The organism is Ectopseudomonas guguanensis (genome assembly GCF_900104265.1).
Classification (GTDB): Bacteria; Pseudomonadota; Gammaproteobacteria; order Pseudomonadales; family Pseudomonadaceae; genus Aquipseudomonas; species Aquipseudomonas guguanensis.
Window position 1 is genome coordinate 113,827 of sequence record NZ_FNJJ01000010.1, and the last position, 25,957, is coordinate 139,783.

At 56.5% G+C, this 25,957-nt stretch carries 28 protein-coding genes and 2 pseudogenes; 12 read left to right on the forward strand and 18 right to left on the reverse strand.

The annotated features are described in order from the left end of the window. Positions 1 to 101: 101 nt before the first annotated feature. The 5 genes from BLS61_RS15595 to BLS61_RS15615 all read right to left on the reverse strand — a co-directional run bounded on the left by BLS61_RS15595 (position 102) and on the right by BLS61_RS15615 (position 4,570). On the reverse strand, positions 102 to 2,471 hold the full coding sequence (locus BLS61_RS15595; RefSeq protein ID WP_090432326.1) for a heavy metal translocating P-type ATPase: 2,370 nt from the start codon (positions 2,469 to 2,471) through the stop codon (positions 102 to 104). A gap of 5 nt (positions 2,472 to 2,476) precedes the next feature. After that, a complete protein-coding gene (locus BLS61_RS15600; protein ID WP_009686142.1) occupies positions 2,477 to 2,725 on the reverse strand; it encodes a DUF2933 domain-containing protein in 249 nt (82 codons plus the stop codon). Between the two features lie 79 nt (positions 2,726 to 2,804). Then, the gene (locus BLS61_RS15605) at positions 2,805 to 3,338 is read right to left on the reverse strand and encodes a cupredoxin domain-containing protein (RefSeq protein WP_021221948.1); all 534 of its coding nucleotides are present in this window, start codon (positions 3,336 to 3,338) and stop codon (positions 2,805 to 2,807) included. A gap of 147 nt (positions 3,339 to 3,485) precedes the next feature. Beyond that, a complete protein-coding gene (locus BLS61_RS15610) occupies positions 3,486 to 4,043 on the reverse strand; it encodes a cupredoxin domain-containing protein (protein WP_021221949.1) in 558 nt (185 codons plus the stop codon). A 167-nt stretch (positions 4,044 to 4,210) separates the two neighbouring features. Continuing rightward, complete coding sequence (locus BLS61_RS15615; protein WP_009686140.1) at positions 4,211 to 4,570, reverse strand: co-regulatory protein PtrA N-terminal domain-containing protein; 360 nt, start codon at positions 4,568 to 4,570, stop codon at positions 4,211 to 4,213. Between the two features lie 207 nt (positions 4,571 to 4,777). Between BLS61_RS15615 and BLS61_RS15620 the strand changes: the two genes are divergently transcribed. Next, positions 4,778 to 5,455 (forward strand): heavy metal response regulator transcription factor, encoded by a 678-nt coding sequence (locus tag BLS61_RS15620; protein WP_090432328.1) that lies wholly within the window; start codon positions 4,778 to 4,780, stop codon positions 5,453 to 5,455. Positions 5,456 to 5,457: 2 nt separating this feature from the next. Then, complete coding sequence (locus tag BLS61_RS15625) at positions 5,458 to 6,834, forward strand: heavy metal sensor histidine kinase (protein WP_169919934.1); 1,377 nt, start codon at positions 5,458 to 5,460, stop codon at positions 6,832 to 6,834. A gap of 35 nt (positions 6,835 to 6,869) precedes the next feature. Here BLS61_RS15625 and BLS61_RS23885 read toward each other — a convergent pair whose 3' ends face one another. Continuing rightward, positions 6,870 to 7,529: a DUF6088 family protein gene (locus BLS61_RS23885; RefSeq protein ID WP_341844483.1), complete on the reverse strand. Its 660-nt coding sequence runs from the start codon at positions 7,527 to 7,529 to the stop codon at positions 6,870 to 6,872. Here BLS61_RS23885 and BLS61_RS23890 point away from each other — a divergent pair. Further along, positions 7,516 to 7,741, forward strand: a pseudogene (locus BLS61_RS23890) (AbrB/MazE/SpoVT family DNA-binding domain-containing protein). The gene BLS61_RS23885 and the pseudogene BLS61_RS23890 overlap by 14 nt on opposite strands. A gap of 141 nt (positions 7,742 to 7,882) precedes the next feature. Here the strand turns inward: BLS61_RS23890 and BLS61_RS23895 are convergent. The 5 genes from BLS61_RS23895 to BLS61_RS15660 all read right to left on the reverse strand — a co-directional run bounded on the left by BLS61_RS23895 (position 7,883) and on the right by BLS61_RS15660 (position 11,055). Then, positions 7,883 to 8,125, reverse strand: a complete 243-nt coding sequence (locus BLS61_RS23895; RefSeq protein ID WP_003246767.1) for a BPSL0761 family protein — start codon at positions 8,123 to 8,125, stop codon at positions 7,883 to 7,885. A 118-nt stretch (positions 8,126 to 8,243) separates the two neighbouring features. Continuing rightward, positions 8,244 to 8,633, reverse strand: coding sequence for an antitoxin Xre/MbcA/ParS toxin-binding domain-containing protein (locus tag BLS61_RS15645; RefSeq protein ID WP_090432334.1), 390 nt, complete (start codon positions 8,631 to 8,633; stop codon positions 8,244 to 8,246). Between the two features lie 602 nt (positions 8,634 to 9,235). Next, positions 9,236 to 9,916, reverse strand: coding sequence for a transmembrane anchor protein (locus tag BLS61_RS15650; protein WP_090432336.1), 681 nt, complete (start codon positions 9,914 to 9,916; stop codon positions 9,236 to 9,238). A 12-nt stretch (positions 9,917 to 9,928) separates the two neighbouring features. Further along, positions 9,929 to 10,666: a HupE/UreJ family protein gene (locus BLS61_RS15655; RefSeq protein ID WP_090432338.1), complete on the reverse strand. Its 738-nt coding sequence runs from the start codon at positions 10,664 to 10,666 to the stop codon at positions 9,929 to 9,931. Positions 10,667 to 10,713: 47 nt separating this feature from the next. Further along, a complete protein-coding gene (locus BLS61_RS15660; protein ID WP_003246771.1) occupies positions 10,714 to 11,055 on the reverse strand; it encodes a hypothetical protein in 342 nt (113 codons plus the stop codon). 106 nt (positions 11,056 to 11,161) lie between these two features. Here BLS61_RS15660 and BLS61_RS15665 point away from each other — a divergent pair, with 106 nt between their 5' ends. From BLS61_RS15665 to BLS61_RS15680, 4 genes and pseudogenes are all read left to right on the forward strand, one after another. Continuing rightward, positions 11,162 to 11,455 (forward strand): metal-sensing transcriptional repressor, encoded by a 294-nt coding sequence (locus BLS61_RS15665; protein WP_003246772.1) that lies wholly within the window; start codon positions 11,162 to 11,164, stop codon positions 11,453 to 11,455. 8 nt (positions 11,456 to 11,463) lie between these two features. Continuing rightward, the gene (locus BLS61_RS15670; RefSeq protein ID WP_090432340.1) at positions 11,464 to 12,585 is read left to right on the forward strand and encodes a nickel/cobalt efflux transporter; all 1,122 of its coding nucleotides are present in this window, start codon (positions 11,464 to 11,466) and stop codon (positions 12,583 to 12,585) included. Further along, the gene (locus tag BLS61_RS15675; RefSeq protein WP_090432342.1) at positions 12,586 to 13,026 is read left to right on the forward strand and encodes a YqaA family protein; all 441 of its coding nucleotides are present in this window, start codon (positions 12,586 to 12,588) and stop codon (positions 13,024 to 13,026) included. Beyond that, positions 13,026 to 13,523, forward strand: a pseudogene (locus tag BLS61_RS15680) (TraX family protein); the annotation flags it as partial. The gene BLS61_RS15675 and the pseudogene BLS61_RS15680, both read left to right, overlap by 1 nt. 49 nt (positions 13,524 to 13,572) lie before the next feature. Here the strand turns inward: BLS61_RS15680 and BLS61_RS15685 are convergent. Further along, the gene (locus BLS61_RS15685) at positions 13,573 to 14,514 is read right to left on the reverse strand and encodes a site-specific integrase (protein ID WP_090432343.1); all 942 of its coding nucleotides are present in this window, start codon (positions 14,512 to 14,514) and stop codon (positions 13,573 to 13,575) included. A 179-nt stretch (positions 14,515 to 14,693) separates the two neighbouring features. Here BLS61_RS15685 and BLS61_RS15690 point away from each other — a divergent pair, with 179 nt between their 5' ends. Next, the gene (locus BLS61_RS15690; protein WP_021221975.1) at positions 14,694 to 15,680 is read left to right on the forward strand and encodes a DNA-binding protein; all 987 of its coding nucleotides are present in this window, start codon (positions 14,694 to 14,696) and stop codon (positions 15,678 to 15,680) included. A gap of 37 nt (positions 15,681 to 15,717) precedes the next feature. Next, positions 15,718 to 15,942 (forward strand): BPSL0761 family protein, encoded by a 225-nt coding sequence (locus BLS61_RS15695; protein ID WP_090432345.1) that lies wholly within the window; start codon positions 15,718 to 15,720, stop codon positions 15,940 to 15,942. Positions 15,943 to 16,059: 117 nt separating this feature from the next. On the opposite strand, the gene BLS61_RS23495 is transcribed toward BLS61_RS15695, so the two are convergent. The 4 genes from BLS61_RS23495 to BLS61_RS23505 are packed head-to-tail and all read right to left on the reverse strand — an operon-like array spanning position 16,060 to position 20,970. Next, complete coding sequence (locus BLS61_RS23495) at positions 16,060 to 17,406, reverse strand: hypothetical protein (RefSeq protein WP_139205564.1); 1,347 nt, start codon at positions 17,404 to 17,406, stop codon at positions 16,060 to 16,062. Next, positions 17,406 to 18,350, reverse strand: coding sequence for an AAA family ATPase (locus BLS61_RS15700; RefSeq protein WP_139205565.1), 945 nt, complete (start codon positions 18,348 to 18,350; stop codon positions 17,406 to 17,408). The genes BLS61_RS23495 and BLS61_RS15700 overlap by 1 nt, the downstream gene beginning before the upstream one ends. An 11-nt stretch (positions 18,351 to 18,361) precedes the next feature. Continuing rightward, the gene (locus tag BLS61_RS23500) at positions 18,362 to 20,308 is read right to left on the reverse strand and encodes a hypothetical protein (protein ID WP_139205566.1); all 1,947 of its coding nucleotides are present in this window, start codon (positions 20,306 to 20,308) and stop codon (positions 18,362 to 18,364) included. After that, positions 20,305 to 20,970 (reverse strand): hypothetical protein, encoded by a 666-nt coding sequence (locus BLS61_RS23505; protein WP_139205567.1) that lies wholly within the window; start codon positions 20,968 to 20,970, stop codon positions 20,305 to 20,307. Before BLS61_RS23505 ends, BLS61_RS23500 begins: the two co-directional genes overlap by 4 nt. A 453-nt stretch (positions 20,971 to 21,423) precedes the next feature. Between BLS61_RS23505 and BLS61_RS15710 the strand changes: the two genes are divergently transcribed. Then, complete coding sequence (locus BLS61_RS15710; RefSeq protein ID WP_090432351.1) at positions 21,424 to 22,596, forward strand: hypothetical protein; 1,173 nt, start codon at positions 21,424 to 21,426, stop codon at positions 22,594 to 22,596. 10 nt (positions 22,597 to 22,606) lie between these two features. Then, on the forward strand, positions 22,607 to 23,326 hold the full coding sequence (locus BLS61_RS15715) for a ferritin-like domain-containing protein (protein ID WP_090432353.1): 720 nt from the start codon (positions 22,607 to 22,609) through the stop codon (positions 23,324 to 23,326). A gap of 44 nt (positions 23,327 to 23,370) precedes the next feature. Here BLS61_RS15715 and BLS61_RS15720 read toward each other — a convergent pair whose 3' ends face one another. Further along, positions 23,371 to 23,634 (reverse strand): DUF2061 domain-containing protein, encoded by a 264-nt coding sequence (locus BLS61_RS15720; protein ID WP_167358742.1) that lies wholly within the window; start codon positions 23,632 to 23,634, stop codon positions 23,371 to 23,373. 38 nt (positions 23,635 to 23,672) lie between these two features. Next, positions 23,673 to 24,188 carry a ferritin-like domain-containing protein gene (locus BLS61_RS15725; RefSeq protein WP_090432357.1) on the reverse strand — a complete coding sequence of 172 codons (516 nt, stop codon included), beginning with the start codon at positions 24,186 to 24,188 and terminating at the stop codon, positions 23,673 to 23,675. A 271-nt stretch (positions 24,189 to 24,459) separates the two neighbouring features. Here BLS61_RS15725 and BLS61_RS15730 point away from each other — a divergent pair, with 271 nt between their 5' ends. Continuing rightward, the gene (locus tag BLS61_RS15730) at positions 24,460 to 25,941 is read left to right on the forward strand and encodes an FAD-dependent oxidoreductase (RefSeq protein WP_090432360.1); all 1,482 of its coding nucleotides are present in this window, start codon (positions 24,460 to 24,462) and stop codon (positions 25,939 to 25,941) included. Positions 25,942 to 25,957 lie beyond the last annotated feature (16 nt).

A 25,957-nucleotide genomic window follows, 5' to 3' on the forward strand; every position in this document is an offset into this window, starting at 1 on the left:
TTAGATTGCTATGTCGTGGGCGATGGGGAATGCCCCTACGATGAAATGGCGTCAGCTTGCCCTTCGTCGACCGAGGCAAACGATGTTAGCTACCGCAAGGTCTAATCGATCCGTGACTGCCGCAGCCGTAAGGCGTTAAACACCACGGACGCGGAGCTGACACTCATCGCCAGCGCAGCGATCAAGGGCGACAGAAGATGTCCTGTCAGCGGATACAGCAGCCCGGCCGCTAGCGGGATTCCCATCGCGTTGTAGAGGAATGCAAAGGCAAGGTTCTGCCTCATGTTCTTCACCGTGGCCACCGACAAGGTGCGCGCCCGCAGGATGCCCATCAGGTCTCCCTTGACCAGGGTCACTTGGGCGCTGTTCATCGCCACGTCGGTGCCCGTGCCCATAGCGATGCCTACGTCGGCCCTGGCCAAGGCCGGCGCATCGTTGATGCCGTCGCCCGCCATGGCAACACGCCGGCCATAGCTCTGCAGTTCGGCGACTAATTTCTCCTTGTCCTGCGGTTTCACCTCGCCATGCACCTCCTCGATGCCTAACTGCTTCGCCACGGCTCTTGCTGTGGTGAGGCCATCGCCAGTGGCCATGATGACCTTCACGTCAGCGTTCTGGAGTTGAGCAACAGCCTGTTGGGAGGTCGGTTTGATTGGATCGGAAACGGCCAGGAGACCCGCCAGGCGACCATCGACGGCCAGATAGATGATGCTGATGCCCTCCAGGCGCAGTTGCTCTGCACGGTTACGCAGCGGAGTAATATCGACGCCCGCCTCCTCCATCAACGCTGTGTTCCCAAGCTGCAGTTGATGGCCATCGACCTGTCCGCGTACACCAATACCTGAGCCAGATTCGAAGGTCTCCGGTTTCACCAGGGCAAGACCCTGTTCACGCGCATGATCGACAATGGCATGCGCCAGCGGATGCTCGCTGCCCTGGTCCAGGCTTGCGGCCAAGCGCAGAACCTCGACCGAGTCGAACGGCCCGGTTCCCTCTGCACTATGAAAGGCCGGCCGCCCCTGCGTCAGTGTCCCGGTCTTGTCGACGATCAAGGTGTCGATTTTGCAGAGGTTCTCGATAGCGCTGGCATCGCGGAACAACACACCGCTGCTGGCGGCCTTGCCGGTCGCGACCATGACCGACATCGGCGTTGCCAAGCCCAGGGCGCATGGGCAGGCAATGATCAGTACGGCCACAGCGTTGATCAGGCCAAATACCCAACCTGATTCCGGCCCGAACACCCCCCAGCCAAAAAATGTCAGGATCGCGATCAGGATCACCCCCACCACGAAATACCCTGCCACGGCATCGGCCATACGCTGCATGGGCGCCTTGGAACGCTGGGCCTTAGCCACCATCTGGACGATCTGCGACAACATGGTTTCGGCGCCCACCTTCTGCGCTTCCATCACCAGGCTGCCGTGGGTGTTCAGGGTGGCACCGATGAGGGTATCCCCTGCCCGCTTGGTGACGGGCACCGGCTCGCCGGTGAGCATCGACTCGTCGACAGCGCTCTCGCCCTCCAGCACGGTGCCATCCACCGGGACTTTTTCGCCCGGCCGAACACGCAAGTGGTCACCCTGATGGACGTGGGTCAGCGGAATATCTTCTTCCTGGCCGTCAGGCCTGATGCGCCGGGCAGTCTTGGGGGCCAATCCCAGCAGTGACTTAATGGCGGCAGAGGTCTGCGAGCGGGCTTTGAGTTCGAGCATCTGGCCCAACAGCGTGAGCGAGATGATCACCGCGGCGGCCTCGAAGTAGACGCCGATGCGTCCATCCTGAACGAAGGCCGCCGGGAACCACTGCGGCACCAGGGTGGCTGCCACGCTGTAGAGGTAGGCGGCTGCAGTTCCTAATCCGATCAGGGTCCACATATTAGGGCTGCGTTGCCGGATGGAGTCTATTCCGCGAGTGAAAAATACCCAGCCACCCCAAAGCGTCACGGGCGTTGCCAGAACCAGCTCAACCCAGTTCTGGGATGTTCCATGGAACAGCTGCAAGGAATGACCAGCCATCGCCAGCACGGTCACGATGACGGTCAATGGCAGGGTCCACCAGAACCGTCGCGAAAAGTCTTTCAGCTCCGGATTTTCTTCGTCCTCCAGCTCTGGAATGACGGGTTCGAGCGTCATCCCACAGATCGGGCAGTTGCCAGGGCTCGGTTGGCGAATCTCGGGATGCATCGGGCAGGTGTATTCAGCCCCCAGTCCTGCCTGAGTTGAGTACTCTGGCGGAGCGGCATGCTGGTGGTGCCCGGCATGCGATTGATGGCTCATGTACTGATGAGGGGCTGCCTGGAACTTCTCCTGGCATTTTGTACTGCAGAACCGATAGGCCCTTCCCTCAAAGTTCTCCTGGTAAGGACTATCAGATTTGACCTCCATGCCACACACCGGATCGCGTGGGCTCTCTGGATGGCCGTGCGAGTGATGTGCATGGCCCTGGTCATGATGGCAGGAGGTCTTTTGCATTCGAGTTACTTCCTATCCTCGTCCTTGGAAACTGCGGCTCCGCTGGAGTGGGAGTGCCCGCCATGATTGTGGCCAAACAGATGCATCAGCGGGCATAGCAGCAGGATGAGGTATGGCAAAGCCTGCGAAAGATGACCGTAATGCTCGCGCGCGACATAGAAGATGCCGATTACGGCCAGCATGATCAGTGCGATGCCAATCTTGCTCTTCCAAAAAGGTGGTTCCGTAGTGCCAGTGTGGTGCGTGTGATCCATGACAATAGCCTCGGTTCAATGACCATAGAATCAGCATAGGTTGCTCTAGCCAGGCAGAGTTGACGCGTATCAATGGAGTTCAGCGTACGGTCACCTTACCGACCATTCCCGACTGATAATGTCCAGGAACATTGCAGGCGAACTCCAGATCAGTAGCGTCGGAGAAGGTCCAGATCAGCTCTTCGCGTGCACCTGGCTCGACCAGAACGCTGTTGGGATCGTCGTGCTCCATGCCGACCATCTTCATGCCGCCCATGGCGTGGTCCATTTTGCTCATGTCATGCGCTGCAGTCGGGGACAGCGTGCCGTTCTGAAACATCGCAGCCATCTCTTTCTGATGCGCAGCATGGGATGCCGCTTTGCCAAGGTTGAACTCGTGCAGCAGGGCTCCCTCGTTCAGCAGTACGAAGCGAACCGTCTCGCCCGCCTTGATTTCCATTGCCTTGGGTTCAAAGAAGATGTCCCCCATTCGGACTTCGATGGTGCGATCTACTGCCTGACTGTCTCCCGGTTGCCCGATACTGTCTTTCTTGTGGCCCGGGCTGGCCAGCGCATTGGCAGCACTGAGCAGTAAACCAAGGGTGGTGATTATGAAAGCGGGTCTGAGTTTCATGGTGTGCCTCTGAGGTGTTGAGGAGGGATGAGTCCCGATGCTAATGAGGTGCAACTGGCGGTACGCTGACGCGAAAACTACATCGCAGTAAGGTTCGTCAGATCGGTGCTACCCAGCCCGCGGCCAACGGGTAGCACCGGTGCCGGACTAACGCAGAGCAAACTCACCGACCATTCCCGCCTGGTAATGCCCAGGCAATGTACAGGCGAAGCTCAAACTGCCCGCCTGAGGGAAGGTCCACACGAACTCTTTAGTTGTGCCGGGCTCGACGAGAACCGCGTTCGGGTCGTCATGCTTGGCTTTGATGACTTCCGGATAGCCTGGTGGGTTGGAGTCTCCCGTGCCATAACGCTCATGCCAGACAATGCGCTCGGCCATGCCGGTCGGGGTCAGTGTGCCGTCCTTGAACAAGGACGCCATCTTGCGCTGGTGCTCCAGCTGGGACGCTGCCTGCCCGATGTTGAACTCGTGCATCAACGCGCCCTCGTTCTTCAGAACGAAGCGCACGGTTTCACCTGGCTTCACATCGATCGTTTTCTGGCTGTAGTTGATGTCGTCCATCTTTACCAAGATGGTACGAGTCGCTGGCGTCGCCTGGGCCTGCTGCCCAATGCCATTGCTACTGCCGCCGACCTCGGCAAATGCCGGAAAGGTGGTGCTGATGAACAGAGTGCTGATCAGCAGTTTAAGGGGTAAGCGTTTCATGGTGAGACCTCGCGATGGGTGCTGGAAATCTCATGCTATTCCCCGCTTGCTGCCAGGCCGCTGACCCCAGAACTACAATTGCGTCAGCTGGGAAAAAGCACGGCGCCACAAAGGCGCCGCTAGGCCAAAGGAGCAATCACGAAAGGCCTGGAAGATGGGGGAAATCTTTACTGATGGCATTCCTTATCGGCCATCATCAACTTGTGCTCTCGAATCATTTGACCCAGCACGTCGTCTACCAACTTGTCATGCTTTTCCATCCAGGCCAGATGCTCTTCGGCAGACATGTTCGGCGCGGGATGCTCGTTGTGCAGCTGGCTCATGATGTCTTCGAGCATGTTCATATGCGCCTTCATGTGCACATGCCGCTCGCCGACCGGGGCCTTCTCCGCCTGGTTCAGCACGACTTCTGCTTTGTCGCGCATCTGCTGGATGCGCTCGAATACACGGTCGCTGCCCCCCTCGGCCCAAGCCATAGAAGAGAGCAGTAGCGAGCCAACCAGAAGCAAAGGTTTCAGCGATTTCATGGGACAGTCTCCATCAGTGCAAACTATGGCCGGCACCTCTGCTTTTGGTCTGTCGAGGGCCGAGAGCACAACCTAGTACTCATGCTTGCACCTTAGACAAGCCACCCTGTCAGCGAGCTGAAGCCAGAATTACATTTTCGTAAGCTTCTGGTTGGGGCCGCGGTTTGCCTGCAAACTCAGGCCACCCGATATTTGGAGTCTGCTCGCATGAAACTACTGGTAGCTGAAGATGAACCCAAAACCGGTGCATACCTGCAGCAAGGCCTCAGTGAAGCGGGCTTCAATGTCGACCGGGTTATGACCGGTACAGATGCTCTACAGCACACTCTGAGTGAGTCCTATGACCTCCTGATCCTGGATGTGATGATGCCTGGGCTGGACGGGTGGGAAGTGCTGCGCATGGTGCGCGCCGCAGGAAAAGACGTCCCCGTATTGTTCTTGACGGCACGCGATGGTGTGGAGGACCGCGTTAAAGGGTTGGAGCTGGGCGCGGACGACTACCTGATCAAGCCATTTGCTTTCTCTGAACTTCTGGCCAGGGTCAGAACGCTGCTGCGTAGAGGCAATGGCTCACCCACGCAAACAACGATGAAAATTGCCGATTTGGAAGTCGATCTGATGAAGCGTCGCGCCATCCGCGGCGGTAAACGAATTGACCTGACCGCGAAGGAGTTTTCACTGCTGGAACTGCTACTGCGCCGGCGCGGCGAGGTGCTCCCGAAGTCGCTGATTGCCTCTCAGGTTTGGGACATGAATTTCGACAGCGACACCAATGTTATTGAGGTTGCGGTACGCCGGCTACGCGCAAAAATCGATGACGATTTCGATCTCAAGCTGATTCATACCGCCCGCGGCATGGGATACATGATGGATGCTCCGGAGTGAATATGAAGCACCTTTCGCTGACCGCACGCATGAGCCTGATGTTCATGTCCGCGGTAATTGCAGTCCTGACGGTAGCAGGGCTGAGTTTCAATATGCTCAGCCAGCACCACTTCAAGATGCTGGATCGGCAGGCCCTGGTGGAGAAACTCGAATCCGCCAAACATATCCTCAACAATGCTCGCGGTGAAGCGAGCCTTTCGGAAGAATTACCGCAGTTGCGAGCTTTGCTGGGAGCCCATCAGGATCTGGCCGCCACTATCCTGGCCAGTGACGGTTCTGTACTGTTTTCCGACCCCAGAGCAGTCGAAGTACCTGAGCGTTTCAGACGTGTAAATGAGCAGAGCATGTGGGAGTGGCAGAACGGCCAACACATGTACCGTGGCATGACGGAGCAAATCTCGGTAGCCGATCAGGCTGAGCCGCTCACTGCGTTGCTGATTCTTGACGTCACCGATCACACACACTTTTTCGACACGCTGCAACGATGGTTTTGGATTGGATTGGTCATCAGCGCCCTGTTCAGTGCCACACTCGGCTGGGTGGTTGCTCGCAGCGGCCTTAGGCCTCTGCGGCAAGTCACTCATGTGGCCTCCGGGATGTCCGCTCGCTCGTTACAGGAGCGAATCCCTCTCGAACCAGTGCCGCGGGAACTTCAGCAACTGGTTCTCTCCTTCAATGCGATGTTGGCTCGGCTAGAGGATGCCTTCGTTAGGCTCTCCAATTTTTCGGCCGACATTGCCCACGAGCTACGAACTCCAGTCAGCAATCTGATGACCCACACCGAGGTCGTGCTGAGTAAAAAACGCGATATCAATGCCTATGAGGAGAATCTGTACTCCAACCTGGAGGACTTGAAGCGCATGTCTCGGATGATTGATGACATGCTGTTCTTGGCCAAGGCTGATAATGGCCTGATCATCCCCGAGCAGGCCAGGATCGAACTGGCTGACGTAGTCTTCAAGCTGTTTGACTACTACCACCTTCTGGCCGAAGAGCGCGGCATTGAGCTATCGCTCACAGGCAAAGGCCAAGTGCTGGGAGATCGGCTGATGCTTGATCGCGCGCTATCCAACTTGCTGTCCAATGCGCTGCGCTACACGCCGGCGGGACAGACAATTTCGGTTCTGATCCGCGAGACAGAGGACTCCACTACCTTCAGTATCGAGAACCCAGGGGACACAATCAGCTCAGAGCATCTAGAGAAGCTCTTCGACCGCTTTTACCGGGTTGACCCCGCTCGGCGGGAGGGCAGCCCGAGCAACGCCGGGCTCGGGCTTGCAATCACCCGATCCATCATTGAGGCTCACAAAGGCCGCATCTGGTGCACCTCAGCGGCTAGCCTCACGGGCTTTCACATCGAATTGCCCCATCCCAGATAATGCCGGTCTGGCGGTAAGTAGGCTACAGCTAACCGCTAGCCCAACTTGACAGGGTGGGTGCAGGTGCAACTCGACTGAGCGCAGATTGCATTCGCCATCCAGATAGGTAACGAGCGGTGAGCTGACACAAGAGCACCCCATTCGCTCTCGGGTAGCAGCTCATGAAGTTTGGAAACTGCATCCCCCGCGCTTGCCTCGCCAAGCCAAACCAATGCTCGGATGGCGTCCCCCGCTCCAGTAGCGCCAAGAGCCATTAACCATTGAGGCGCATGCCGAATCGATACGGTGGACTTGCCAACCTGAAGCTCCCTAGAACGTCCGGTGGTTAGAAAGACATACCGAATAGGAACCTGCGTTGTCAGCCCCCATTTGTTTGCGGCGCTAGCCCCAGTGGCGACTATCAACTCACCCCGCACGTTTGCCGATGAGCGGACGACCGTCTCAGGTGCCGGTGCGCGCACGCCGAACCGAGTTTCGACTGCTGCAACATAAAAGCCCCGAGCAACGCGAAACAGCATTCCACCCTCGACCAGTCGAGAGAACCCTCGCTGCACAGCATGTCGATTCCCCTGATGCAGGAATCTGCCTGGTGTCAGAATTTCACCCTCTGGAAGCTGTTGAATGATGTCCAGGATTTTCTCGGGAAGAGTCTTCATTGGCCGGCCAGAGCAGATGAAATCGATGCAGTTGGTCATCGAAGACTGGGATGGCGACGGAGCTATTTCACATTCCCGACGAGGTGCTCCAAGAGCTCGGTGTCGACGTCGGGGACAGCCTTTTCCTCATTGAGGAGTATGTCGGTACCGCCCGCTGTTTTGTGCTCAGTAAGTCGCCACAGATCCCAGATCGGGTAGATGAGCTTGTGAGCACCTGGGAAGCCTCCGTTCCAAAGCCCCCAGTAAAATGAATTGGTTTTGCAATCCCCTGCAGCTACTCTATGTCTGCAGCCCAAGAGCTTCCTCTCCCGGGCGCTGTACCGGTGATGAAACTTGGTTCGAGGCGGCCTCTAAGGCCGCCTTTATCATTTCTGCCCCGCCGAGCGATATACCTAGCCTGTAATTGAGGAGCTGAAGACTGGTCCCAAAGCCCCCAGTGGCAAGGTCTCCGACTGCTCTTCTATTCGCCCTGCCAGAAACACATCGTCCTGTGTAGGGAAGTGCCGCAAAAGGAACTTGGCATCTCGCCGCACCTTTTCAGGCAGGCTGCTATCTCGGGACAGTTCAACGAGAAAGTCTCGAGTCATTATCACCGCGCGAGAGCGCTCGTTCGGCATTGTCATTTCTGTCTCCATTGGAACCACGACTCCTCTGGCAGCATACGCCTGGGTTCGTGATTGCCCATACTGACGCAGCCAGACGCAGAGCCAAAGCCCCAAGATATCTTTTCCGGAAGCAAGAGCAGCGGCTCAGTCAGACCGGCAGTCCGTACTCAATGGCAAGCATCACCTGGCGTACAGCTCGACCGCCGACTTCGGTGCTCAGCAGGGAAACGGGTTGCACATTTCCTAGCGCAATATTTGGCGACGTGAGCCAGCGAGTCGCTGCGGCTTGATCTGATTCCAAGACACTCATCAGCACGTCGACAAGATTCGCCAGTCGACAAAACGCATCGCCTTTTGCTGAAGTCATGAGGGAAGCCTCTGGAGCGATGCCGATCCAGCCTGCCACGACGCAGGCATCAATACCCAACTCCTCCGCCAAGCGCGAGGTTAGCTCAACCGGGAGTCCTGTTATGGTCGCCTGGTGCAGGCTCTTATGGCTGTGGGGCAGCCCAAGTCGCTCGATAAGACTTTTCATCATGCCAATCTCTGGTTGTGATGTTGGCACCTACCCCGACATTGGTACTGGTCGAGTATTCACATGAAAGCTGCCAGTCATTTGCACAGCCGCCAGCATTCAGTTGCACGCATAACCAACAGGCTTTCGTATCGTCCGGTCCTAGGTCTTGCACGCTTGACTGCTACCCTACCGCCGTAAGCGGACAGCGCAAATCAGACGTCCAGAACGAATTCTATAATCGCTCTATAATTGACTATAAAAACCTATAAACCCCATCCTAGAGCAGCCTAAGCAACCTAGGATGCTTCATCGCGAAGCCGATAAATTCCTTGCACTGGCGCATGGCCCCAACCAATACAATCGTAGCTATCCGGGCTAGAAGAAGCGAGGTGAATGGTTGTTTTCTGCCAGAGGGTCCTACCACGCAAGCCTTCAAAGACATCAGGATGCAGCGTTTGCATGACCAATGCTGCCGCAACGCGCCTGCAAACTCACATATGGCCGGCCAGCAGCGTCCTGTAACGCACTCCTGCGGGAGATTGAGGCCGTCCACCCCCTCTGTTTCACGACATCCGCCGGCGCAGGGCCTAGTGGCAGCCCCATCGGGGCTGCCTGGTAAGGGGTCAGATGACCCGCTTGATGCTGATGTAGTCGCCCTGGGTGCGCAGGGTGACGGTCACTGGTTCGCTAGTGCGATTACGCCAGAACCAACCGTGCTTGCCATCGAATGCGGCCTCCAGTACACCTGAATCTTCTGGGGTCGAGCGTCCCTTCCCATAGCCGTGGTAGAAGTCGCGCGGTGCGTTGTAAGGATCGCCATGGGTGTCGTAGTTAACGACGCCGCCGTTGGCAGTCCAGAGGTACTTCACCTTGGCACCTTGCTTCATTTCCAGTTTCACCTCGGCGCCTTGATTCGGGCTCAGGGTGATGCTCATTTCATGCTGAAGACCAGGTGCTGGCTCAGGTGCCGTCGATTGCTCCGGAGCGGGAGTGACCTCAGTAGGAGCGGCCGGGGTAGTTGCCGGGGCTGCGGGTACTGCGGCGATAGCTTCAGTTGGCTGCGGAGTGGGCGCTGGAGCTGCGGCCTCATCGGCCAGAGCCTCTTCAGCCAACTGGATCTTCACCTCACCCATCTGGGTGAGTCCAAGTGCTCGGCCCACGCCAGTGGGGTCGATCGCATACTCCGAAGGCATCACCACGGTAACCTGGAGCACGCAGGCAATGATTGCTGCGGTGATCGTGGAGCGAAGCAGCTGCGCTGTCGATGGGAGTTCGTTGAGGGTCGGAAGCTTGGTATTGAACATTGAGAGAATTCCTTACTGAGAGACGATCAGGCCAGTGATCTGGTAGCCCATGAGCAAGAAGCCGGCACTCATCATGGCGACGTTCGCGGTATAGGCATGGCGCCAGAAGCTGGCAGTACGTCGCCAGTAGCCCATCAAAATGAGAATGCCGCCGAGGGCCAGTAGCTGGCCGATCTCGACACCTACGTTGAAGGCAATCAGGTTGGCGATCAGGCCATCAGGAGAAATCTCGAACTCCTGGATCTTGGTGGCCAGACCGAAGCCATGAAGCAGGCCGAAGATCAGCGTTGCTGCACGGGTATCGGGCTGGTAGCCAAACCAGCGCTGGAAGGCGCCGAGGTTATCCAGGGCCTTGTACACGACCGAAAAGCCGATGATCGCGTCGATCACATACGAGCTGATGCTGATGTTGCTGAGCACTCCAAAGAGCAGAGTGATCGAGTGGCCAACTGCGAACAGCGTGACGTACAGCCCTACGTCCTTCAGGCGGTAGAGAAAGAAGATCACGCCGAACAGGAACAGCAGATGGTCGTAGCCGGTAATCATGTGTTTGGCGCCCATGTAGATGAAGGGCATCAACATCACGCCGGTACTTTCCTGGATGAAGCCTTTGTCTCCTTCGGGCACGCCGTGGGCTAGCGCCTCAGGCATGACTGCCATCAGTAAAGCGAGGGTAAGCAAGGGCAGAAAGAGCGATCGACGCAGGCGTGCGATCAGCGCCGTTGCCCCGCTTAGGGGAAGCGATTTCATAATGATTTCCTAGGTTGTAGTGGTCTGGGGCCGCGAGGCGGCCGGTTTCAGAACACGAACCTGGAGCGTGGTGGCCGTTCGATCAGGTAGATCGGCACTTCAGGGACAGTTGTCCGCAACGCGTTGGGAGGGGTTTCCCGCTCGGGGCGTGACAGCAGTGTCAGCGCCGACCCGAGATAAGGGATCTCATGGCTATGGTCAGCCGCATGTTTGTGGCTCAGGAACGCCGGCGCGTCCACGTCATGGGAATGACCATGGGACACAGCACCAGAGTAATCCCCCGGTATCAGCGGTACTTTGATGGCGGCCAGCGAATGCCCTACCCAGGCCAACAGCAAGGCCAGTATCAATGCGATAACGGGTTTCTTCGAGGCACTACGGCGAGCCATTTTCCTATGTCTTGCAGCTTGCAAAGGGCCAACAGGGTCGTTTGACCATATCCCCCCCAGGGGGATAGGATGCGAGCGTAAATCATCGAGGCATAGGACTCAAGGCATGAGCGATCACGAACACAGCCATGGCCACCGACACCAAAGCCACAGCGATGTCATGAAGCGCCTGAAGCGCGCCGAGGGCCATCTGCGCAGCATCATCACCATGATCGAGGATGGCCGTGAGTGCGTGGATATCGCGCAGCAGCTGCATGCCGTGGAGAAGGCCGTATGCCAGGCCAAGCGCACCCTGATTCAAGATCACATCGATCACTGCCTGGAGCACACGATGGACGCCCTCGCTACTGGCGAGCGCACCTCCCTTGAAGACTTCAAGCAGATCACGAAGTACCTGTAGGTATCCCCATGTCGAGCTTTGCCGAATTGCTGCAGCAGGGCGCGTCTCACGCCTGGCTGTACTTCCCCAGCGCCATCCTCCTAGGGGCATTGCATGGCCTGGAGCCAGGCCACTCGAAGACCATGATGGCGGCCTTCATCGTAGCCATCCGCGGCACCGTGAAGCAGGCGGTCTTGCTGGGGCTGGCGGCAACCATTTCGCACACCGCAGTGGTCTGGCTGGTGGCCATGGGCGGCATGTATCTGGGCCAGAACCTGAATGCGGAAACGACAGAGCCCTATTTCCAGCTCGCTTCCGCCGCGATCATCATCACCATCGCGCTGTGGATGCTTTGGCGCACCTGGCGTGGCGAGCAGATGTGGCGTTTCGAAGAAGGTGATCACGCGCATGATCACCACCACGATGAGACCCGCCGAATCGATACCGGACACGGGCGTATCGAACTCTCGATCTTCGAGGAAGGGGTTCCCCCGCGTTGGCGCTTGCGCACTCTGAGTGGTCACTCTTGGCCAGCAGAAGACGTGAATCTGTCGACGACGCGTCCTGACGGGACAGCTCAGCTGTTCCGCTTTGTGCATCGCGGCGAATACCTGGAGTCGGTCGCAGAAATTCCCGAGCCTCATCAGTTCACCGCGCGTCTAAGCCTTGGTCACGCGGGCCATTCGCACGACTATGACCTCGATTTCCATGAGCACGACCACGGCCACGACCATTCCGATCTACAGGGCCTGGAGCTGTCGCTGGAGGGATACCAGGATGCCCATGAGCGAGCCCACGCCAACGACATCCGCAACCGCTTCAATAACCGCAACGTCACTACAGGCCAGATCATCCTGTTCGGCCTGACCGGAGGACTGATCCCCTGTCCTGCCGCGATTACGGTGTTGTTGCTATGCCTGCAGGTGAAGGAAGTCGCACTCGGGGCTGTTCTAGTGCTGTGCTTTAGTGTCGGCCTGGCGTTGACGCTGGTATCCGTCGGCGCAGCTGCTGCGGTGGGCGCTCGCCAGGCCTCCAACCGGTGGCCATGGCTGGGAGCGGTCGCGCGTCGCGCGCCCTACCTCTCGAGCATGCTCATTATTGGGGTCGGTATCTACGTCGGTGTTCATGGCTGGATCGGTCTGACCGCGTAGATGTGGGAGCTATCAGGCTACCTGGGCCTATTTCTCGCGGCCTTCAGTGCCGCAACGTTGATCCCTGCGCAGTCCGAGGCGGTGCTTACCGGCCTGCTGATAAGTGGCAACTACTCGGTGGTCATGTTGTTGGTAGTGGCTACGGCAGGAAATGTTCTGGGTTCAGCGGTCAACTGGCTGCTTGGTCTTTACATCGAGCGTTACCGGCACAAACGCTGGTTCCCGGTCAGTGACAACAAGCTGGCCCGCGCGCAGCGGGCCTACCACCGCTACGGCCGTTGGTCACTGCTGCTGAGCTGGGTACCGATCATTGGCGACCCGCTGACCCTGATTGCCGGCGTCATGCGCGAACCCTTCTGGAGCTTCTTTTTGATCGTGCTGCTGGCCAAGGCTGCTCGATACCTGGTGCTCACCGTGGTGACCCTCGGGATCATGGGGTAATGCGCTCGACCAGCCTGGATCTCGTCAAATGGCTCGCCATGCTGACGATGGTGATAGACCACCTGCGCTATCTATGGCCTGAAGCGACAGCCTGGCTGTTCGTGGTTGGACGCTTCGCCTTCCCGCTGTTCTGCCTTGGCATCGCCGCCAACGTGTCGCGTTCCCGCCCAGGAGATCTGTACAGCGAAAATAACTTTCGCTACTTGAGTTGGCTTCTGGCCTTCAGCCTCATATCCGAGATGCCGTATCGGGCGCTGTCCGAGATGAGCAATACGCTGAATGTGATGCCGACACTGATGTTGGGGCTCATAGTTGCTTGGAGCGTCCATCACAGCGATCGTACAGGCTTGGTGCTGGGGCTATTCACGCTGACCGTTTCGATAGCGCTGCATGATCGGCTGATGTACGGCGCGTTTGGTGTCCTACTGCCGGCGACCATGGTGCTGGCAGTGCAGCGCCCCTGGATTATCTGGCTCATACCTGCAGTCTTCAGCGTCTAGGTGCAGATCGGGGCCGCGGAAGGCGGTCTTATGGCAGTCCCTCGGGTCAGTTTGAGATGTGTTGTAGCGCACTCAGCTGCCCAGGGAACACTCCTGTGCTCTCGACATAGCGCAATGCAGATTGACCATCGCTCCAGCCTACGTACTGCATCAGCGCTTTGAGATCCCAGCCGCTGCGGGTGGCCCAGGTGGCAAAACCGCGGCGCAGTGAGTGGCTACTGTACAGCTCCGCAGGCAGCCCTGCCGCCTGCAGGACGGCGCGCATGAGTGGGACAACGCTATTTGGGTGCAACCCCTGCTCACCTAAGTGCCCCCAGCGATCAACTCCACGGAAGACCGGACCACGCGCAATGCTCGCCAGGCTGATCCAGTCGACGTAGGCCTGTACCGGGCACAGCCTGGCCAACGCCGGCGCGCTAAAGGTCTGGCCTTGGTTGTCCCGGTCACCTTTGCTCCAGGGTAGGAACAGTTGCATGCCCTCCCCGATCCGCACTTGGATGTGTTCGACCTGCAGGCGGCATAGCTCATCGCTGCGAAACGCCCGCCAGAAACCAATCAGAATCAGCGCGCGGTCGCGGCAACAGCGCAGCAACCGTGGCCAGTCGTCTTCCGCTCGTGCCCTCCCCTCGGCTTGCTCCAGCCACCCCACGCACTGTTCAAGTTGGCGTAACTGCAACGGCTCGGCCTGCTTCTCCTGACGTGGGTGCAGCGTCCGAATGCCCTTGAGTATCTGACGAACCAGCGGGGTCTTGGTCGGATCCGGGAAGCCCTGGCTGACATGCCACTGCGCCAAGGCCGCCAGGCGCAGCTTGAGGGTGTTGCTGGACAGCGTGGCGGCGTGATCGACCAGGTAGCGCACGATGGCATCGCTGGTCGCCGGCAGAAAGCCGCCCCAGCTCACCTCAAAGTGCTCGAGCGCTTGCTGGTAGCTGCGCCGGGTGTTGGCGCGGGTGCCGGCCTGCAGGTACCGCTCGATCTCCTGGCTCATCTGGGCGTATCCCCTTGGTGTACCGGTGAGCGACTGCCAAACGACGAAAATGGCGCTTCACCTTGGATAATTCGTGATTATTTTATCTGACAGACAGTCAGAATTCTCATTTTAATTTTTCGATAATCAGTATGTAATTACGTGGTACGTAATCCAATACGAAATCGTAGGAGCAAGCCATGGCCCGCGGCGGCATCAATAAGGCACTGGTACAAAAGGCCTACCAGACGATCTTGGCTCGAGGCAGCAACCCAAGCATCGACGCGATACGAGTTGAGCTTGGAAATACGGGTTCGAAGACCACCATTCACCGGTATCTCAAAGAGCTCGAAGACGGCTCCGGCGGGGACGGCGCTCCCCTCCCCCTCAATGAACAATTGGCCAATCTGGTAAGGCAGCTTTCCGACCAACTCAAGGCAGATGCGCAGGCTTCTGTAGCCAAAGAACGCGAGCATTTAGGGCAAGAACGGAGCCGCCACCAGGCGCTAACTCAGCAGGCAGAAGCACGTTCGCTTCAGTTGGAAGGTCAATGCAAAGAGCTTTCAGACCAGCTCAAAGCTAACCAGCAAGCCCTCTCGTCCGAGCAACAGCTACGCCAGGAGAATGAAGTTGAGCTCGCACGCTTGGCCCAGGCCAACCTAGACTTGGAAAGACGAGTACAAGATCGTGATGGCCAGATAAGTTCTCTCGAGGACAAGCATCAGCATGCCCGGGACGCCTTAGAGCACTATCGCCAAGCTAACAAAGAGCAGCGCGAGCAGGAGCAGCGCCGGCACGAGTCACAGGTACAACAGCTGCAACTAGAACTGCGGCAGCTAAAACAGACTTTGATTGTCAAACAGGATGAGCTGACCCATCTAAATCGCGACAATGCGCGCCTGCTTGCCGAGGCGAGGCAGCAACGGAAAGATCAGCATGCGCAGCAACAGCTTCTCGCTCAGAGTACTCAAGCCCTGAAGGTGGCCGAGAGCACATTGGCCGGTACTGAGCGCACCAATGTAGCCTTGGAGGAACGCTGTCATGCCTTGCAAGAGGAAGTGACCCGGCTTGGTGACGTCACCCAGGATCAGTCACAGAAAGCAGAGAGCCTGAATGCCCGCCTGGCGGAAGCAATCGCACAATTGAAATTGGTTGAGCAGACCAGCGGTATCGCAAACAACTCCTGATCCCCCACACTAGAGCAGAAGCTGAGTGGAGGTTGCTATGACACTACCCTACGAACGCACCCGCTCAGTGGTGCAGACTCAGGAATTTCTCACCAGGCTCACACGTGACACTGCCCTACCGGAATCCATTCGCGATGAAGCCCGTTATCTGCTGCGCCACTATCCGAGCAAGCATGAAGTACTACAGGCCGGCCTGAATGAAGAGCAATCTCCACGTGGCATACTTTCCCAGCCCGTCTTCAGCTCGAAGATGGAGCGCTGAACAGCCGGCACCACCATGTCTGCGGCCGCACCGCATACGGATCAGGCCGAAATGCCCTATTCAATCGCATGAGTTACCAACTACATAGCACCCAAGCCAGCTTCTTGACGCTAGCACTTAAATGAGAATGTGGGCGTGGTGGATCAAGTTCACGTTATTGCAGAGAATTATATGGTAACTAAACTTAGCTTTTCTCACCAAGAATCGCTCTGACTCGGTAACATATTGATAGATTTGACCCGCCCCGCACTCTGACTCACGAGGATCAAAGTTACGCACAAATTCAACGCCCATACCGCGAGTTGTTGAGAAATTCTCAATCATATTCGTAAGAATTCCACCACCAGCGCAAATTCGAATCTCAGCACTGGACTCAGAATCGATCAGAAGTTTTATTTCGCCTAAAATTTTGAGAAATAGCGCCTCGTAGAAGCCATCATCAACACTGACTAGCCACGGGTGAACCATTGCGAGCCGTTTAATATGAGCAAACCCAAGTGCCCCAACTGGCTCTTCGCTTAAATTATCCCCGTGACGGAATCTGAGTCTAAGCCGAAAATAACTGTAAGCAACAGCTAGCGGACACAGTGGGCATATGTAGCTGTCATCAGCTTGATAATCAAAAGACTTTTCCATCCTCCTCAAGCACGATTCGTGACCGATTAAATATGTCTTTTCGATAGCGGCGCATATTCTGTTTAGGCGTGTCTCAAATTTTCTGAGCGCGAGCTCATCAACGTCATAGGGGGAACACTCGTCTGCCCTCCAGTGATGAAGCTCAATCGATGATGGTGTAACCCCGCGATGGGTGGAAAAAAATGGATTTTCCACATTTAAAAGCTGTATTACAGCTCGGGTTAAGTCTTCGTCATCCTCGTAACACTTTAATCGGACTATTTTGTTAAAAGGATAGCCTTCCTCCTGCTTGGCCATTATTGTCCCAAACCATTTTTTCTGAGCGAGTCCAGCCTCCTGCATCATTGCTCGAAGCGCATTGTCACCTCTGTATGGCAACTGATCTAGAGATGTTGGAATGTGGTATCCACAGTCTGAGCAGCGATGTCCAAAGGATGGATGGGGAGTGTCATTTAGGTGCAGTCTAGAGCAGGAATCGCACATCTTTTTCAAAGGCGAACCATGCAACAAGCAGCGATCTACTTGTAGCACAAATGTAAAGGCTGAGTGATATCCAAGCGGCGCGCACTCAGCACAGTACCGGTGATGCTCATTCGACGGAAAATAGCTCGAAGGAAAATGATCTTCTAATCCACTCGGCTTACATGCTGGAAGACCTAATTCCGAGCGAGGGCGCACATAAAAGCACGAGTCGACCTTAGCAGAGTCAAACCCTAAAAGCTCCAAAGCCTCAATCTCAGTAAGCGAATTAAATATTGCTAAATTTGAAACCATTCCCCCCACCGACTCAAACGGATAGGGGCCGGCTTTAAAAAACGATAGCCGCATCACGCCACCTTGGACTTGCCGCTGTAAGTACAGAAATCTTGTAGCGAACTAGACTCAACCCCGGCCATTATCTGTGTGTCCGTTAGAACTAAACCATCACGATCATGAGAAGAGCACCACATGAGAATGTATTTGATCGAAAACAAAACATGCTCCATAGGCAGGTTATTTCTGTAGCTCCCTATCGCACAGCCAGTTAACGCAAGCCAAATTGGCTTTGCATACTTTTCCAGCCGGAACCCACTCGAAAACGCTATGGGAGCAAAGGCTTGTGTAAAAGTAATTCTAGAGCCCGGCGGATACTCGGCAATAGAGTCATATCCTTTCAAAATAATTGTCAAATCATCAATACTGGAGCAGCCTTTAAATACAATGAACTCACTCATGAACCTGGCAATTATTTGCCTCTGTTCAGACGCAAAAAGATCATCGCGCAATTGGATCACTTCTGGCATAGCAAATGAAACAACAGTCATCTTGATGCCAACATTGTCAAGAGAGTTGTACAGGTCGGCCAGCTGATATAGATCAGCGCTCCTTAGGCGCTGAAATTCGTCTATCAAGCATACATACTGATTGCAGTCGTTTTCTCGAACCCGAAGAACGATCCTGTCCGTAAGCTTTTTGAAAATCGAAAGCCTTGTTTCGCGAGACTTTATCGGGCAGTTCTCAATGTCAGCAAGCTGACGGATGATGTTGGAGCAATTTAATCCTTCCCTATTAATAACGGTTACCGAATTTACATATAGCTTAGGGAAAGTGGCCATCAAATAACCCTTCAAAGCCTTGCAGCATTGGGACTTTCCGAGTCGAGCTGGTCCGTAGAATATAACTCCGGTTTTTCGCATGAACACACGATCTTTAACGATTGTGCTAATGCGCGAAATTTCGTTTGAGGCAATTAAAAATTGCGTTTCAATTACCGGATGATCGAGATCGTACATAGGCAGCCCTCTCAGTAATCGTCCTCAGGCCCCGGAATCAACTGACCAGGTTTCAGATCAAAACCAATCATGCTCGTAACAGACTGAACCTTCACTTTCTCGACTGGTGCGGGAATTGCGGGAGCTTCTTTTTCCACATCGCCTTCCAGCCCGAACTGCTCATCAAACAGTCGCTGCAACTCTAAATTAGTGCTTCGGGTTTTTGATGAAATTAGATGCTCGCGATATTTCACAATAACATCGTCAATCATTGAACACTCAAGCACCCGCTTTTCTATCGCTCTATTAATGATCTTTCTTGTTGTAACGCTGTGCTTAGAATGACGCCATATACCTTGAACATGAAGGGTGCCGAAAAATTCACCGGAGGTGTAGTACGCGTCGACCGCTCTATAGTCTTTCGGGTCTATTTTCACCCGCAGGCGCACCCCAATGAGTGCAGGCCGGCTCGCCAGTTCGGCGCTCGTGTAATGAGCTTTGTCGAGCTGAATATAAGGCCGTATTCCCTTTTTAATGCCTCCACGAATGGTGCATTGTTTGACATGGCTTGACAGTTCGCTTACGGATTGCAGCCTGTCCTGCAGGCGTGGAAAGATAAGCCCATTTTCCCGAAAGAACTGCCTCATCACTTCAACAGGGCTCAAAGAGTAGCTCCGCCCCCTGCGAGGGGTGATGTTGTATGTAGCCATAAAGACATCAACAACCTGCGCGGCCTCGTCAATATTGATTTGATATTTTTCAGCGTTCTCTATCGGCGCCTCTGATCTGCCATTCCAAGGATTACTTCCTGTGCTTGAGGGTATAAGGTGCAAGAATCTTTGACTTGCTTGCCGAAACAGGCCTTCAATTTGAGAGCGACGCTCGGGCCTTCCAAGCTGACCGTAATTTATAGAGAATCCGAGAATATTTCTGGCATTACTAGAAACAAGCGCGGCATGATGCGCCATTGCATTGTCTAAGTACAAACAACCCCACAGCGCTCCCCTCGACTCTTCAATTAAGTAGCAAGGCATCCCGGCCCCATTAGGATATTCCAGGCCAGGTACGTCCAGCTCACTGATTGGTTCCCATCCTCCAACTGATGCGTCACATATCAAATCAAGAATGTCTTGCGCTCGCACCTCGCTGCTAAAGACAAGCCGATAAGCAAGTACCGCTTCAGACCTGCTTTCAACTGCAGCAATCAACCAAAATCGATTAATAACAGTGGTGGTAGTTAGATTGGGCTCAGGGCGTACCGCAAGAGAAAAAAATCCATCAATTTTATAAGCATCTATTTCAATCACATCAAAAGGTGCACTGCCAACTATCAATCGCTGCATTCCGTTGCCAACCTGTAGGTGAGCTTTACCTCCTACATCTGCAACAGCGAATACTGCTTTTTCGAAATCCTGATTCGAGATCGAATCTATTAGCTTTAGAATTGTTCTTTTCCCGGCGCCTTGCACCGAAAAAGGCCACTCTGCATCTGTAACACCGTCCTCTCTTAAAAGGTTAAGGAACTCAGCATAGTAATAACTCTTCTTGTATTTCAGTCCGCGGAATGCTGTCGTTCCCTGTTGGAGAACACGTTTTACAAATTTGCGGAACACATCAGGATGTTTAGCAATAGTTAGGCCTAATATGCCGCTGAGACTTCCTTGCTGCTCGCTACGTTTGCTTTGCTCTATATTTGTTCTGGTGTATTGTTTAATTCGTTTATTCGGCAGCAGAGCGACCTCTCCATGGTACACACCAAAGTCATCAAGTGTTGTGAACCTACTAACCAGTCGACACACTTCTTGCGGTTTCAGCCCTGTGTAGGTTTCAATTTCCTTAAGCGCTTGCCCCTCAAGTTTTAGCTTTACCGCTTCCCTTCTGAGCAAAAAAATATTTTTATCTGGTTCTTTAAGGCAGGCCTCGTCTACCCGCCCATACCCACAGCGGTTCAAAGATTCCCAGGTTATTGAAGACTTCATGACACCAATGCCCACTTGGTGTTTTTTGCAAAAAATGCGCTTTCAAATTCTACTGCTATCTTGCCTAAAGAATAATGCTGACAAAATAAGTATAGAAGCACATCTTGGGAGTGACTATTCAAATGCCTTAGATACTCGTCAAGCGTGCCTGAGGCGTGACCTATAAGATAATCTGCAACATCCAGATTAATTGCCGGAGGGATAAAAAAGTGCCTACCTGCTGCCAAACAGGCCGCTACCTTTAGTAGCGGCATGATGCTGCTTGCTCTAGGCGCAAAGTCATCATCATTAAAAATTCGATAATTTACGCCAGCTGCTTTTGCAAGTTCGCGCTGAAGTTCTATTTGTGGTGTCGATTCCGCGTCTTTGTTGAAGCTTCCCTCCTTTATCTCATGCCATTCTATCGACCCACCCCGCACTATCACCTCAGCATCGAGAATGGTTCTCTTCGCACCAGGCTCCGGTGATTGACTACGCGGTTGTGGGTTCAGATCGAAACGGATTACGTCGGGATTGAACTCTAAAAACAGGATCCAATGCGCTAATTCCCGATCGCTACTAAGCGAAAAATCCTGATCGCATTTTGCGCTATATACCCGCCATACGTTCCCGAACACTTTTCCGCGCTTCGTGAACGCATGCACCTTGCTTTGCTTACTCATATCTAGACAGCCCCATAAGGCCATTTCGATTAAACGAATCGCCTGCCAAACCTCTCAGGTTTTACATTAGTAATAAGAAAGATGGCTTTGTATAATGATTCGAAATATCTAGACTTGATTCCAATAACTTTTTGGGAATTATCCCAATTGGAATCTGTAGTTCATTTTTTTCTTGAGGAGGCTTTACTGACTGAAGCGCTGTATGAGAAGATGCTAAATATTCTAGATTTATTTAATGAAGCGACTATAACTCATTGATTTTGCTGCGCGGTCTGGTGTTGGAAATTTAGAAATGTCAGTTCAGATCGCTCCACGTTTTCTCAGGACCTGTCATTTCCCCTCTGCTCGTTTCGAAGCTGCCTGCCACTCATCGTAATACTGCAACCTTGTGATCCGGCCTCCACTCCAGACTGAAAGGCTCTCCCGCCTTTGGACCAATCTGGAGGAACACAGATGGAAACCCTGACTAGCCTGTTCGACACCAAGGGTTGCCCCTTGGAAAAGCAGAAATTCACCTGGCGCGAAATGGCCGGCAAGCCCATCAGCAAGCTGGATGACGATGCCTTCACCCGTGTACGCATCATCCTCATGAACGGCATAGAGACCGATGCCCTGCGCCTGAAGAACATCGGTGCGCGCTTCAATGGGCACCTGCGCCAGGCCTTGGCCGAGGTGCGGCGCACCGAGCAGCATCAGGCCACCATGGTCAACTGGCTGCTGTCTGCCGATCACTCGCCGCTGGAAACCACGGTGGCCTATGAGCAGGTGGCGATCGAGGTGACTGCCGCGGTGGCGCAGAACGAGCCCGATCCCTATCAGGCGCAGACCTATCGCTTCGGCCTGCTGGAGGATTTCGATCACCTGTATCGCTATTCGGCCATGCTCGATCGGCTCGAGGGCAAGGATGCCAACAACATCCTGCAGGGCTACACCGACATCATTCCCAGCCGCCCCACCACGGTGCATCACCGCGCGCCTGAGGACGACCTGCGCGACTCCTATCAACGCGAAAGCGCCGCGCTGATCACCAAGATCCATGCGGCGATGATCACCGCCGCCGAGTACCAGACCCACGACTATTACATGACCATCGGCCCGACCTTCGCCGATCCGCTGGCCCGCCAGCTGTATGCCGAGATCGCCTCGGTCGAGGAACAGCACGTGACCCAGTACGGCTCGCTGCAGGACCCCGACGAGAGCTTCCTGGAGAAGTGGCTGATTCACGAGGCCATGGAGGTCTACGCCTACAACAGCTGCATGGAGCAGGAAGAGAACCCACGCATCAAGGCGATCTGGGAGCGCTTCCTCGACTACGAGCAAGGCCACCTGCACCTGGTATGCGAGCTGTTCAAGAAATACGAGCGCCGCGACCCGGCGGAAATCCTCGGCGGCTCGGTGCCCAAGCTGATCGAGTTCAAGAGCCAGCGCGAGTTCGTGCGCAAGACCCTGGCCGAGGAAATGGACCTGCGCGCCAAGGGCCACGACTACGTCGACAAGAAGAACGAGGGCCACGCCAGCCGCGACTACCGCAACCAGCTGAACTCCGAGGGCGTGCCCGCCGAGGCGGTTTCCGCCGGTTATCAATGGGCGCCGGGCACCGAGCTCAGCCTGAAGAAAATATCCTGAGGATCAAGTCATGCAGAACGCTACCAAGATGGGACTCAATTACACCGGCGCGCAGATGTCGCCGATCGACAGTGAAGCCATGCTCAAGGCCAGCCAGGAAGTGCCGCCAGATGTGCCCGGCGACGAACGCAAGCTGGCCGTGGTACGCAGCGAGGAAGTCACACGGGCCGACAGCGTTGGTTCGGTGCCGCTGCCGGGCTCGGTCAAGGGCATGCTGAAGACCGCGCTGAACAAGCTCACCGGCGTCAGCCCGGAGATGCTCATCGACAAGCTTGGCGAACGCCTGGCCTTCGAGCGCACCGGGGTGCGCCTGTACGAAGCGCTGCTGGCCAAGGCATCGGTGGTCGGGGTGGTCGACGATACTCAGCTGGAAACCCTGCAGCGCTTTCGCGCCGAGGAAGCCGAGCATTTCCAGCTGGTGGTGGCCGCCATGGAGAAACTGGGAGCGGACCCATCGGCGATGACCCCCTGCGCCGACGTCGTGGGCGTGACCGGGATGGGTGTGTTGCAGACCATCAGCGATCCGCGAACCAACCTGGCGCAGTCGCTCAATGCCCTGCTCACGGCCGAACTCACCGACAACGCCGGGTGGGAGCTGCTGATCGAACTGGCCGACACCTGCGGCCAACCGGAGATCGCCGAGAGCTTCTACAAGGCGTTGAGTCAGGAGCAGGTGCACCTGCAAACCGTGCGTAGCTGGCTCAGGGATGAAATCGTAAGGCAGGTGTAAGACTGCGGCGTGGAGGGGCCGGTGGCCCTTCCACGCCACATCGATCAAGGGCTTTCGCCACCACGCAGCATGCGCCGCAGACTGCTCAGTATGCGGCCATGGTTACCCTCCCCCTGGCCATCCTCGGCAGCGTCCCTGTTCTTCTCGATGCGCTTCCAGAACTTTTCGTGGAAGTAGTACGCAACCGTGTTGCACGCCGGCTCCAGCAGCGCGATCAGGCCGCCGGTGAGGATGTCACCGGTCAGCGCGAAGGCGATCCCGAAGGCGATGGTGAAGTGCAGGATGGCAAAGGTGAAGGTCTTCAGCATGGAAGGCCCCAGCACCGGTTTGCCGGTGCCGGGCTCGCTCAACGCTTGGCGTCCAGGTCAGGCGCCGCGCTGCGCTGGAGGAAGGCAACAGTGATCTGCGGCAGGTGCTCGCGCAGCCACTCGGCCATGGCCACTTCCTGCTTGAGGATCTGCTCGCAGGCGGTCTGGGTCTGGGTATCGCCGGCTTCCTTGGCCGCCGCGATGAGGACGGTGTAGGAGGCGATCTCCATGTTTTCGAAGACGTAACCGCTCATCGCGCCCTTGACCACTTCGTCGCTGACGGCCATGCCGGCGACTGCCTGGCCGAAGGCCATGACCTTGGCGGACAGGTCCTTGAAGGTCGATGGGCTGCTGCCCAGGCGCTGCAGGCAGGACTCCAGCAATTCGCGCTGGCCGCGAGTCTCGTCGATGTGCTGGACGATACGCGCCTTGAGGTCCGGATAATGTTCCAGGCGTTCGGCCTGGGCGCTGAGCATCTTCTCGGCCTGCTGCTCCATGGCATGGGCATCTCGTAGCCAATCCAGCAGGTTTTCAGTGGCTGTGGACTTGGTCATGGTAAACCTCTCCTGTCGGTCGTATGGCGCATTGCCTGTGCTTGCGCGGACGGCGAAGCACAGGACGAGCGCCCGAAAAACTTGATAAGAGGGTCGCCGCGATTGCGTTGGCCCTCCCTATTGCTGAGTCGTCCCAGGCTGCGCCAGTTCAGGTTTTTTGCTGCGGCCTTGACGGGCGGCATGGCGCCGCCTGCCAATGGGCGGAAAGGTTGAACCGCGCGGCGCGACAGGGTTTCTACACGGCAAACCCTGCGCAAACGAGGAACAGCCCATGACCGAGCCATCTGCCAAACCCGGCTGCTGCTGGCCCGCCTCCGCACCGGCGATCGACTTTCCCCGCCTCAGCGGTCGTTGCGAATGCGAGGTGGCGATCATCGGCGCCGGCATCGTCGGCCTGAGTACCGCGCTGGCGCTGTGCGAGGCCGGCAAGTCGGTGGTGGTACTCGAAGCGAGGCAGGTCGGCCGCCAGGTCACCGGCCTGTCCACGGCCAAGGTCACCACCCAGCACGCACTGATCTACCGTGACCTGATCGGCAAGGCTGGCCGCGCTACCGCGCAAGCCTATGCAGACGCCAACCGGCAGGCGCTGCAGCGCATCGCCGACTGGGTCGAGCAGTATGCGATCGACTGCGATTTTCAGCGCCGCTCGGCCTATGTCTATTCATTGAGCGAGGAGCAGGACGCCGCCCTGGTGAGCGAAGCCGAGGCCGCTCGTTCCCTCGGGCTGGAGGCACGTGTGCTGGCCAGGGCACCGCTGCCATTCCCCACTTCCAGTGCGCTGGAGTTTCCCGGGCAGGCGCAGTTCAATCCGGCGCGTTATCTGCTCGGGCTCGCGCAAGCGGTGCAGGCCAAAGGTGGGCGAGTCTTCGAAGGCACCCGCGCCACCGATTTCGAACACCGTGAACGCTGGCAGATCGGTTTCGCAGGCGGCGTGCTCAGTGCCGACAAGCTGGTAATCGCCACCCATATGCCGGTGAAGACGCCGGTGGACTATGTCAGCCCGACGCAGCCGCGTTGCCATGTCGCCATCGCCTTTCGTCCCAGAGCAGATGAAGTCCTGGAGGGCATGTTCATCGCCGCTGCCGAGCCCACCCACTCCATCCGCATGGCGCAGGACGAAGGCGGGCCGCTGATCCTGGTGCTTGGCCCGCGTTTCAACACCGGCCAGGACGCCGACGTTGCCCAGCGTTTCGTCGAACTCGAGCGCTGGGCGCGGCAGCACCTGCCGGTGGCCGAGGCCGTGTGGCGCTGGTGCAACGAGGACTATGACACTCCGGACCGCATGGCCTATGTCGGCGAGCCGGATGCGCAGAAGGCACCAGGCCTTTACCTCGCTACCGGCTTTAGCGCCTGGGGCATCACCAATGGCACGGCTTCCGGCCTTGGCCTGGCGCAGCAGATCAGCACCGGCCAATGGCCCTGGGGCTCGCTGTTCGATCCCCGGCGCGATGCGGGGGAAGACCTCAACCAAAGCAGCGACAGCCATACCCTGATCGATGATGTGCAGGCACTGCAGCCTGGCCAGGGCGGGGTCATCAGCCATGGCGATGACAAGCTGGCGATATGGCGCGATGACGATGGCAAGCTGCATGCTCTGTCGGCCGAATGCACGCACATGGGCTGCCCGGTGACCTGGAACAATGCCGATCGCACCTGGGATTGCCCGTGCCATGGCTCGATCTTCGAGGCGGACGGCCAGGTACGGCACGGGCCTGCCTGCGAACCGCTGGCCAGGCGTTCCATGCCGGGCTGAGCGGCCCTTTCCAGGG

What these genes read in the sequence shown, in the direction of transcription:
- BLS61_RS15665 (WP_003246772.1), top strand. Translation starts at nt 11,162, where the DNA reads ATGAGCGATCACGAACACAGCCATGGCCACCGACACCAAAGCCACAGC.
- BLS61_RS15685 (WP_090432343.1), bottom strand. Translation starts at nt 14,514, where the DNA reads ATGAGCCAGGAGATCGAGCGGTACCTGCAGGCCGGCACCCGCGCCAAC.
- BLS61_RS23500 (WP_139205566.1), bottom strand. Translation starts at nt 20,308, where the DNA reads ATGAAGTCTTCAATAACCTGGGAATCTTTGAACCGCTGTGGGTATGGG.
- BLS61_RS15645 (WP_090432334.1), bottom strand. Translation starts at nt 8,633, where the DNA reads ATGATGAAAAGTCTTATCGAGCGACTTGGGCTGCCCCACAGCCATAAG.
- BLS61_RS15650 (WP_090432336.1), bottom strand. Translation starts at nt 9,916, where the DNA reads ATGTTCAATACCAAGCTTCCGACCCTCAACGAACTCCCATCGACAGCG.
- BLS61_RS23885 (WP_341844483.1), bottom strand. Translation starts at nt 7,529, where the DNA reads ATGACCAACTGCATCGATTTCATCTGCTCTGGCCGGCCAATGAAGACT.
- BLS61_RS15610 (WP_021221949.1), bottom strand. Translation starts at nt 4,043, where the DNA reads ATGAAACGCTTACCCCTTAAACTGCTGATCAGCACTCTGTTCATCAGC.
- BLS61_RS15625 (WP_169919934.1), top strand. Translation starts at nt 5,458, where the DNA reads ATGAAGCACCTTTCGCTGACCGCACGCATGAGCCTGATGTTCATGTCC.
- BLS61_RS15695 (WP_090432345.1), top strand. Translation starts at nt 15,718, where the DNA reads ATGACACTACCCTACGAACGCACCCGCTCAGTGGTGCAGACTCAGGAA.
- BLS61_RS15660 (WP_003246771.1), bottom strand. Translation starts at nt 11,055, where the DNA reads ATGGCTCGCCGTAGTGCCTCGAAGAAACCCGTTATCGCATTGATACTG.
- BLS61_RS15725 (WP_090432357.1), bottom strand. Translation starts at nt 24,188, where the DNA reads ATGACCAAGTCCACAGCCACTGAAAACCTGCTGGATTGGCTACGAGAT.
- BLS61_RS23495 (WP_139205564.1), bottom strand. Translation starts at nt 17,406, where the DNA reads ATGCGGCTATCGTTTTTTAAAGCCGGCCCCTATCCGTTTGAGTCGGTG.
- BLS61_RS15620 (WP_090432328.1), top strand. Translation starts at nt 4,778, where the DNA reads ATGAAACTACTGGTAGCTGAAGATGAACCCAAAACCGGTGCATACCTG.
- BLS61_RS15615 (WP_009686140.1), bottom strand. Translation starts at nt 4,570, where the DNA reads ATGAAATCGCTGAAACCTTTGCTTCTGGTTGGCTCGCTACTGCTCTCT.
- BLS61_RS15670 (WP_090432340.1), top strand. Translation starts at nt 11,464, where the DNA reads ATGTCGAGCTTTGCCGAATTGCTGCAGCAGGGCGCGTCTCACGCCTGG.
- BLS61_RS15600 (WP_009686142.1), bottom strand. Translation starts at nt 2,725, where the DNA reads ATGGATCACACGCACCACACTGGCACTACGGAACCACCTTTTTGGAAG.
- BLS61_RS15730 (WP_090432360.1), top strand. Translation starts at nt 24,460, where the DNA reads ATGACCGAGCCATCTGCCAAACCCGGCTGCTGCTGGCCCGCCTCCGCA.
- BLS61_RS23895 (WP_003246767.1), bottom strand. Translation starts at nt 8,125, where the DNA reads ATGGAGACAGAAATGACAATGCCGAACGAGCGCTCTCGCGCGGTGATA.
- BLS61_RS15595 (WP_090432326.1), bottom strand. Translation starts at nt 2,471, where the DNA reads ATGCAAAAGACCTCCTGCCATCATGACCAGGGCCATGCACATCACTCG.
- BLS61_RS15700 (WP_139205565.1), bottom strand. Translation starts at nt 18,350, where the DNA reads ATGTACGATCTCGATCATCCGGTAATTGAAACGCAATTTTTAATTGCC.
- BLS61_RS15710 (WP_090432351.1), top strand. Translation starts at nt 21,424, where the DNA reads ATGGAAACCCTGACTAGCCTGTTCGACACCAAGGGTTGCCCCTTGGAA.
- BLS61_RS15675 (WP_090432342.1), top strand. Translation starts at nt 12,586, where the DNA reads ATGTGGGAGCTATCAGGCTACCTGGGCCTATTTCTCGCGGCCTTCAGT.
- BLS61_RS15605 (WP_021221948.1), bottom strand. Translation starts at nt 3,338, where the DNA reads ATGAAACTCAGACCCGCTTTCATAATCACCACCCTTGGTTTACTGCTC.
- BLS61_RS15720 (WP_167358742.1), bottom strand. Translation starts at nt 23,634, where the DNA reads ATGCTGAAGACCTTCACCTTTGCCATCCTGCACTTCACCATCGCCTTC.
- BLS61_RS15655 (WP_090432338.1), bottom strand. Translation starts at nt 10,666, where the DNA reads ATGAAATCGCTTCCCCTAAGCGGGGCAACGGCGCTGATCGCACGCCTG.
- BLS61_RS15690 (WP_021221975.1), top strand. Translation starts at nt 14,694, where the DNA reads ATGGCCCGCGGCGGCATCAATAAGGCACTGGTACAAAAGGCCTACCAG.
- BLS61_RS15715 (WP_090432353.1), top strand. Translation starts at nt 22,607, where the DNA reads ATGCAGAACGCTACCAAGATGGGACTCAATTACACCGGCGCGCAGATG.
- BLS61_RS23505 (WP_139205567.1), bottom strand. Translation starts at nt 20,970, where the DNA reads ATGAGTAAGCAAAGCAAGGTGCATGCGTTCACGAAGCGCGGAAAAGTG.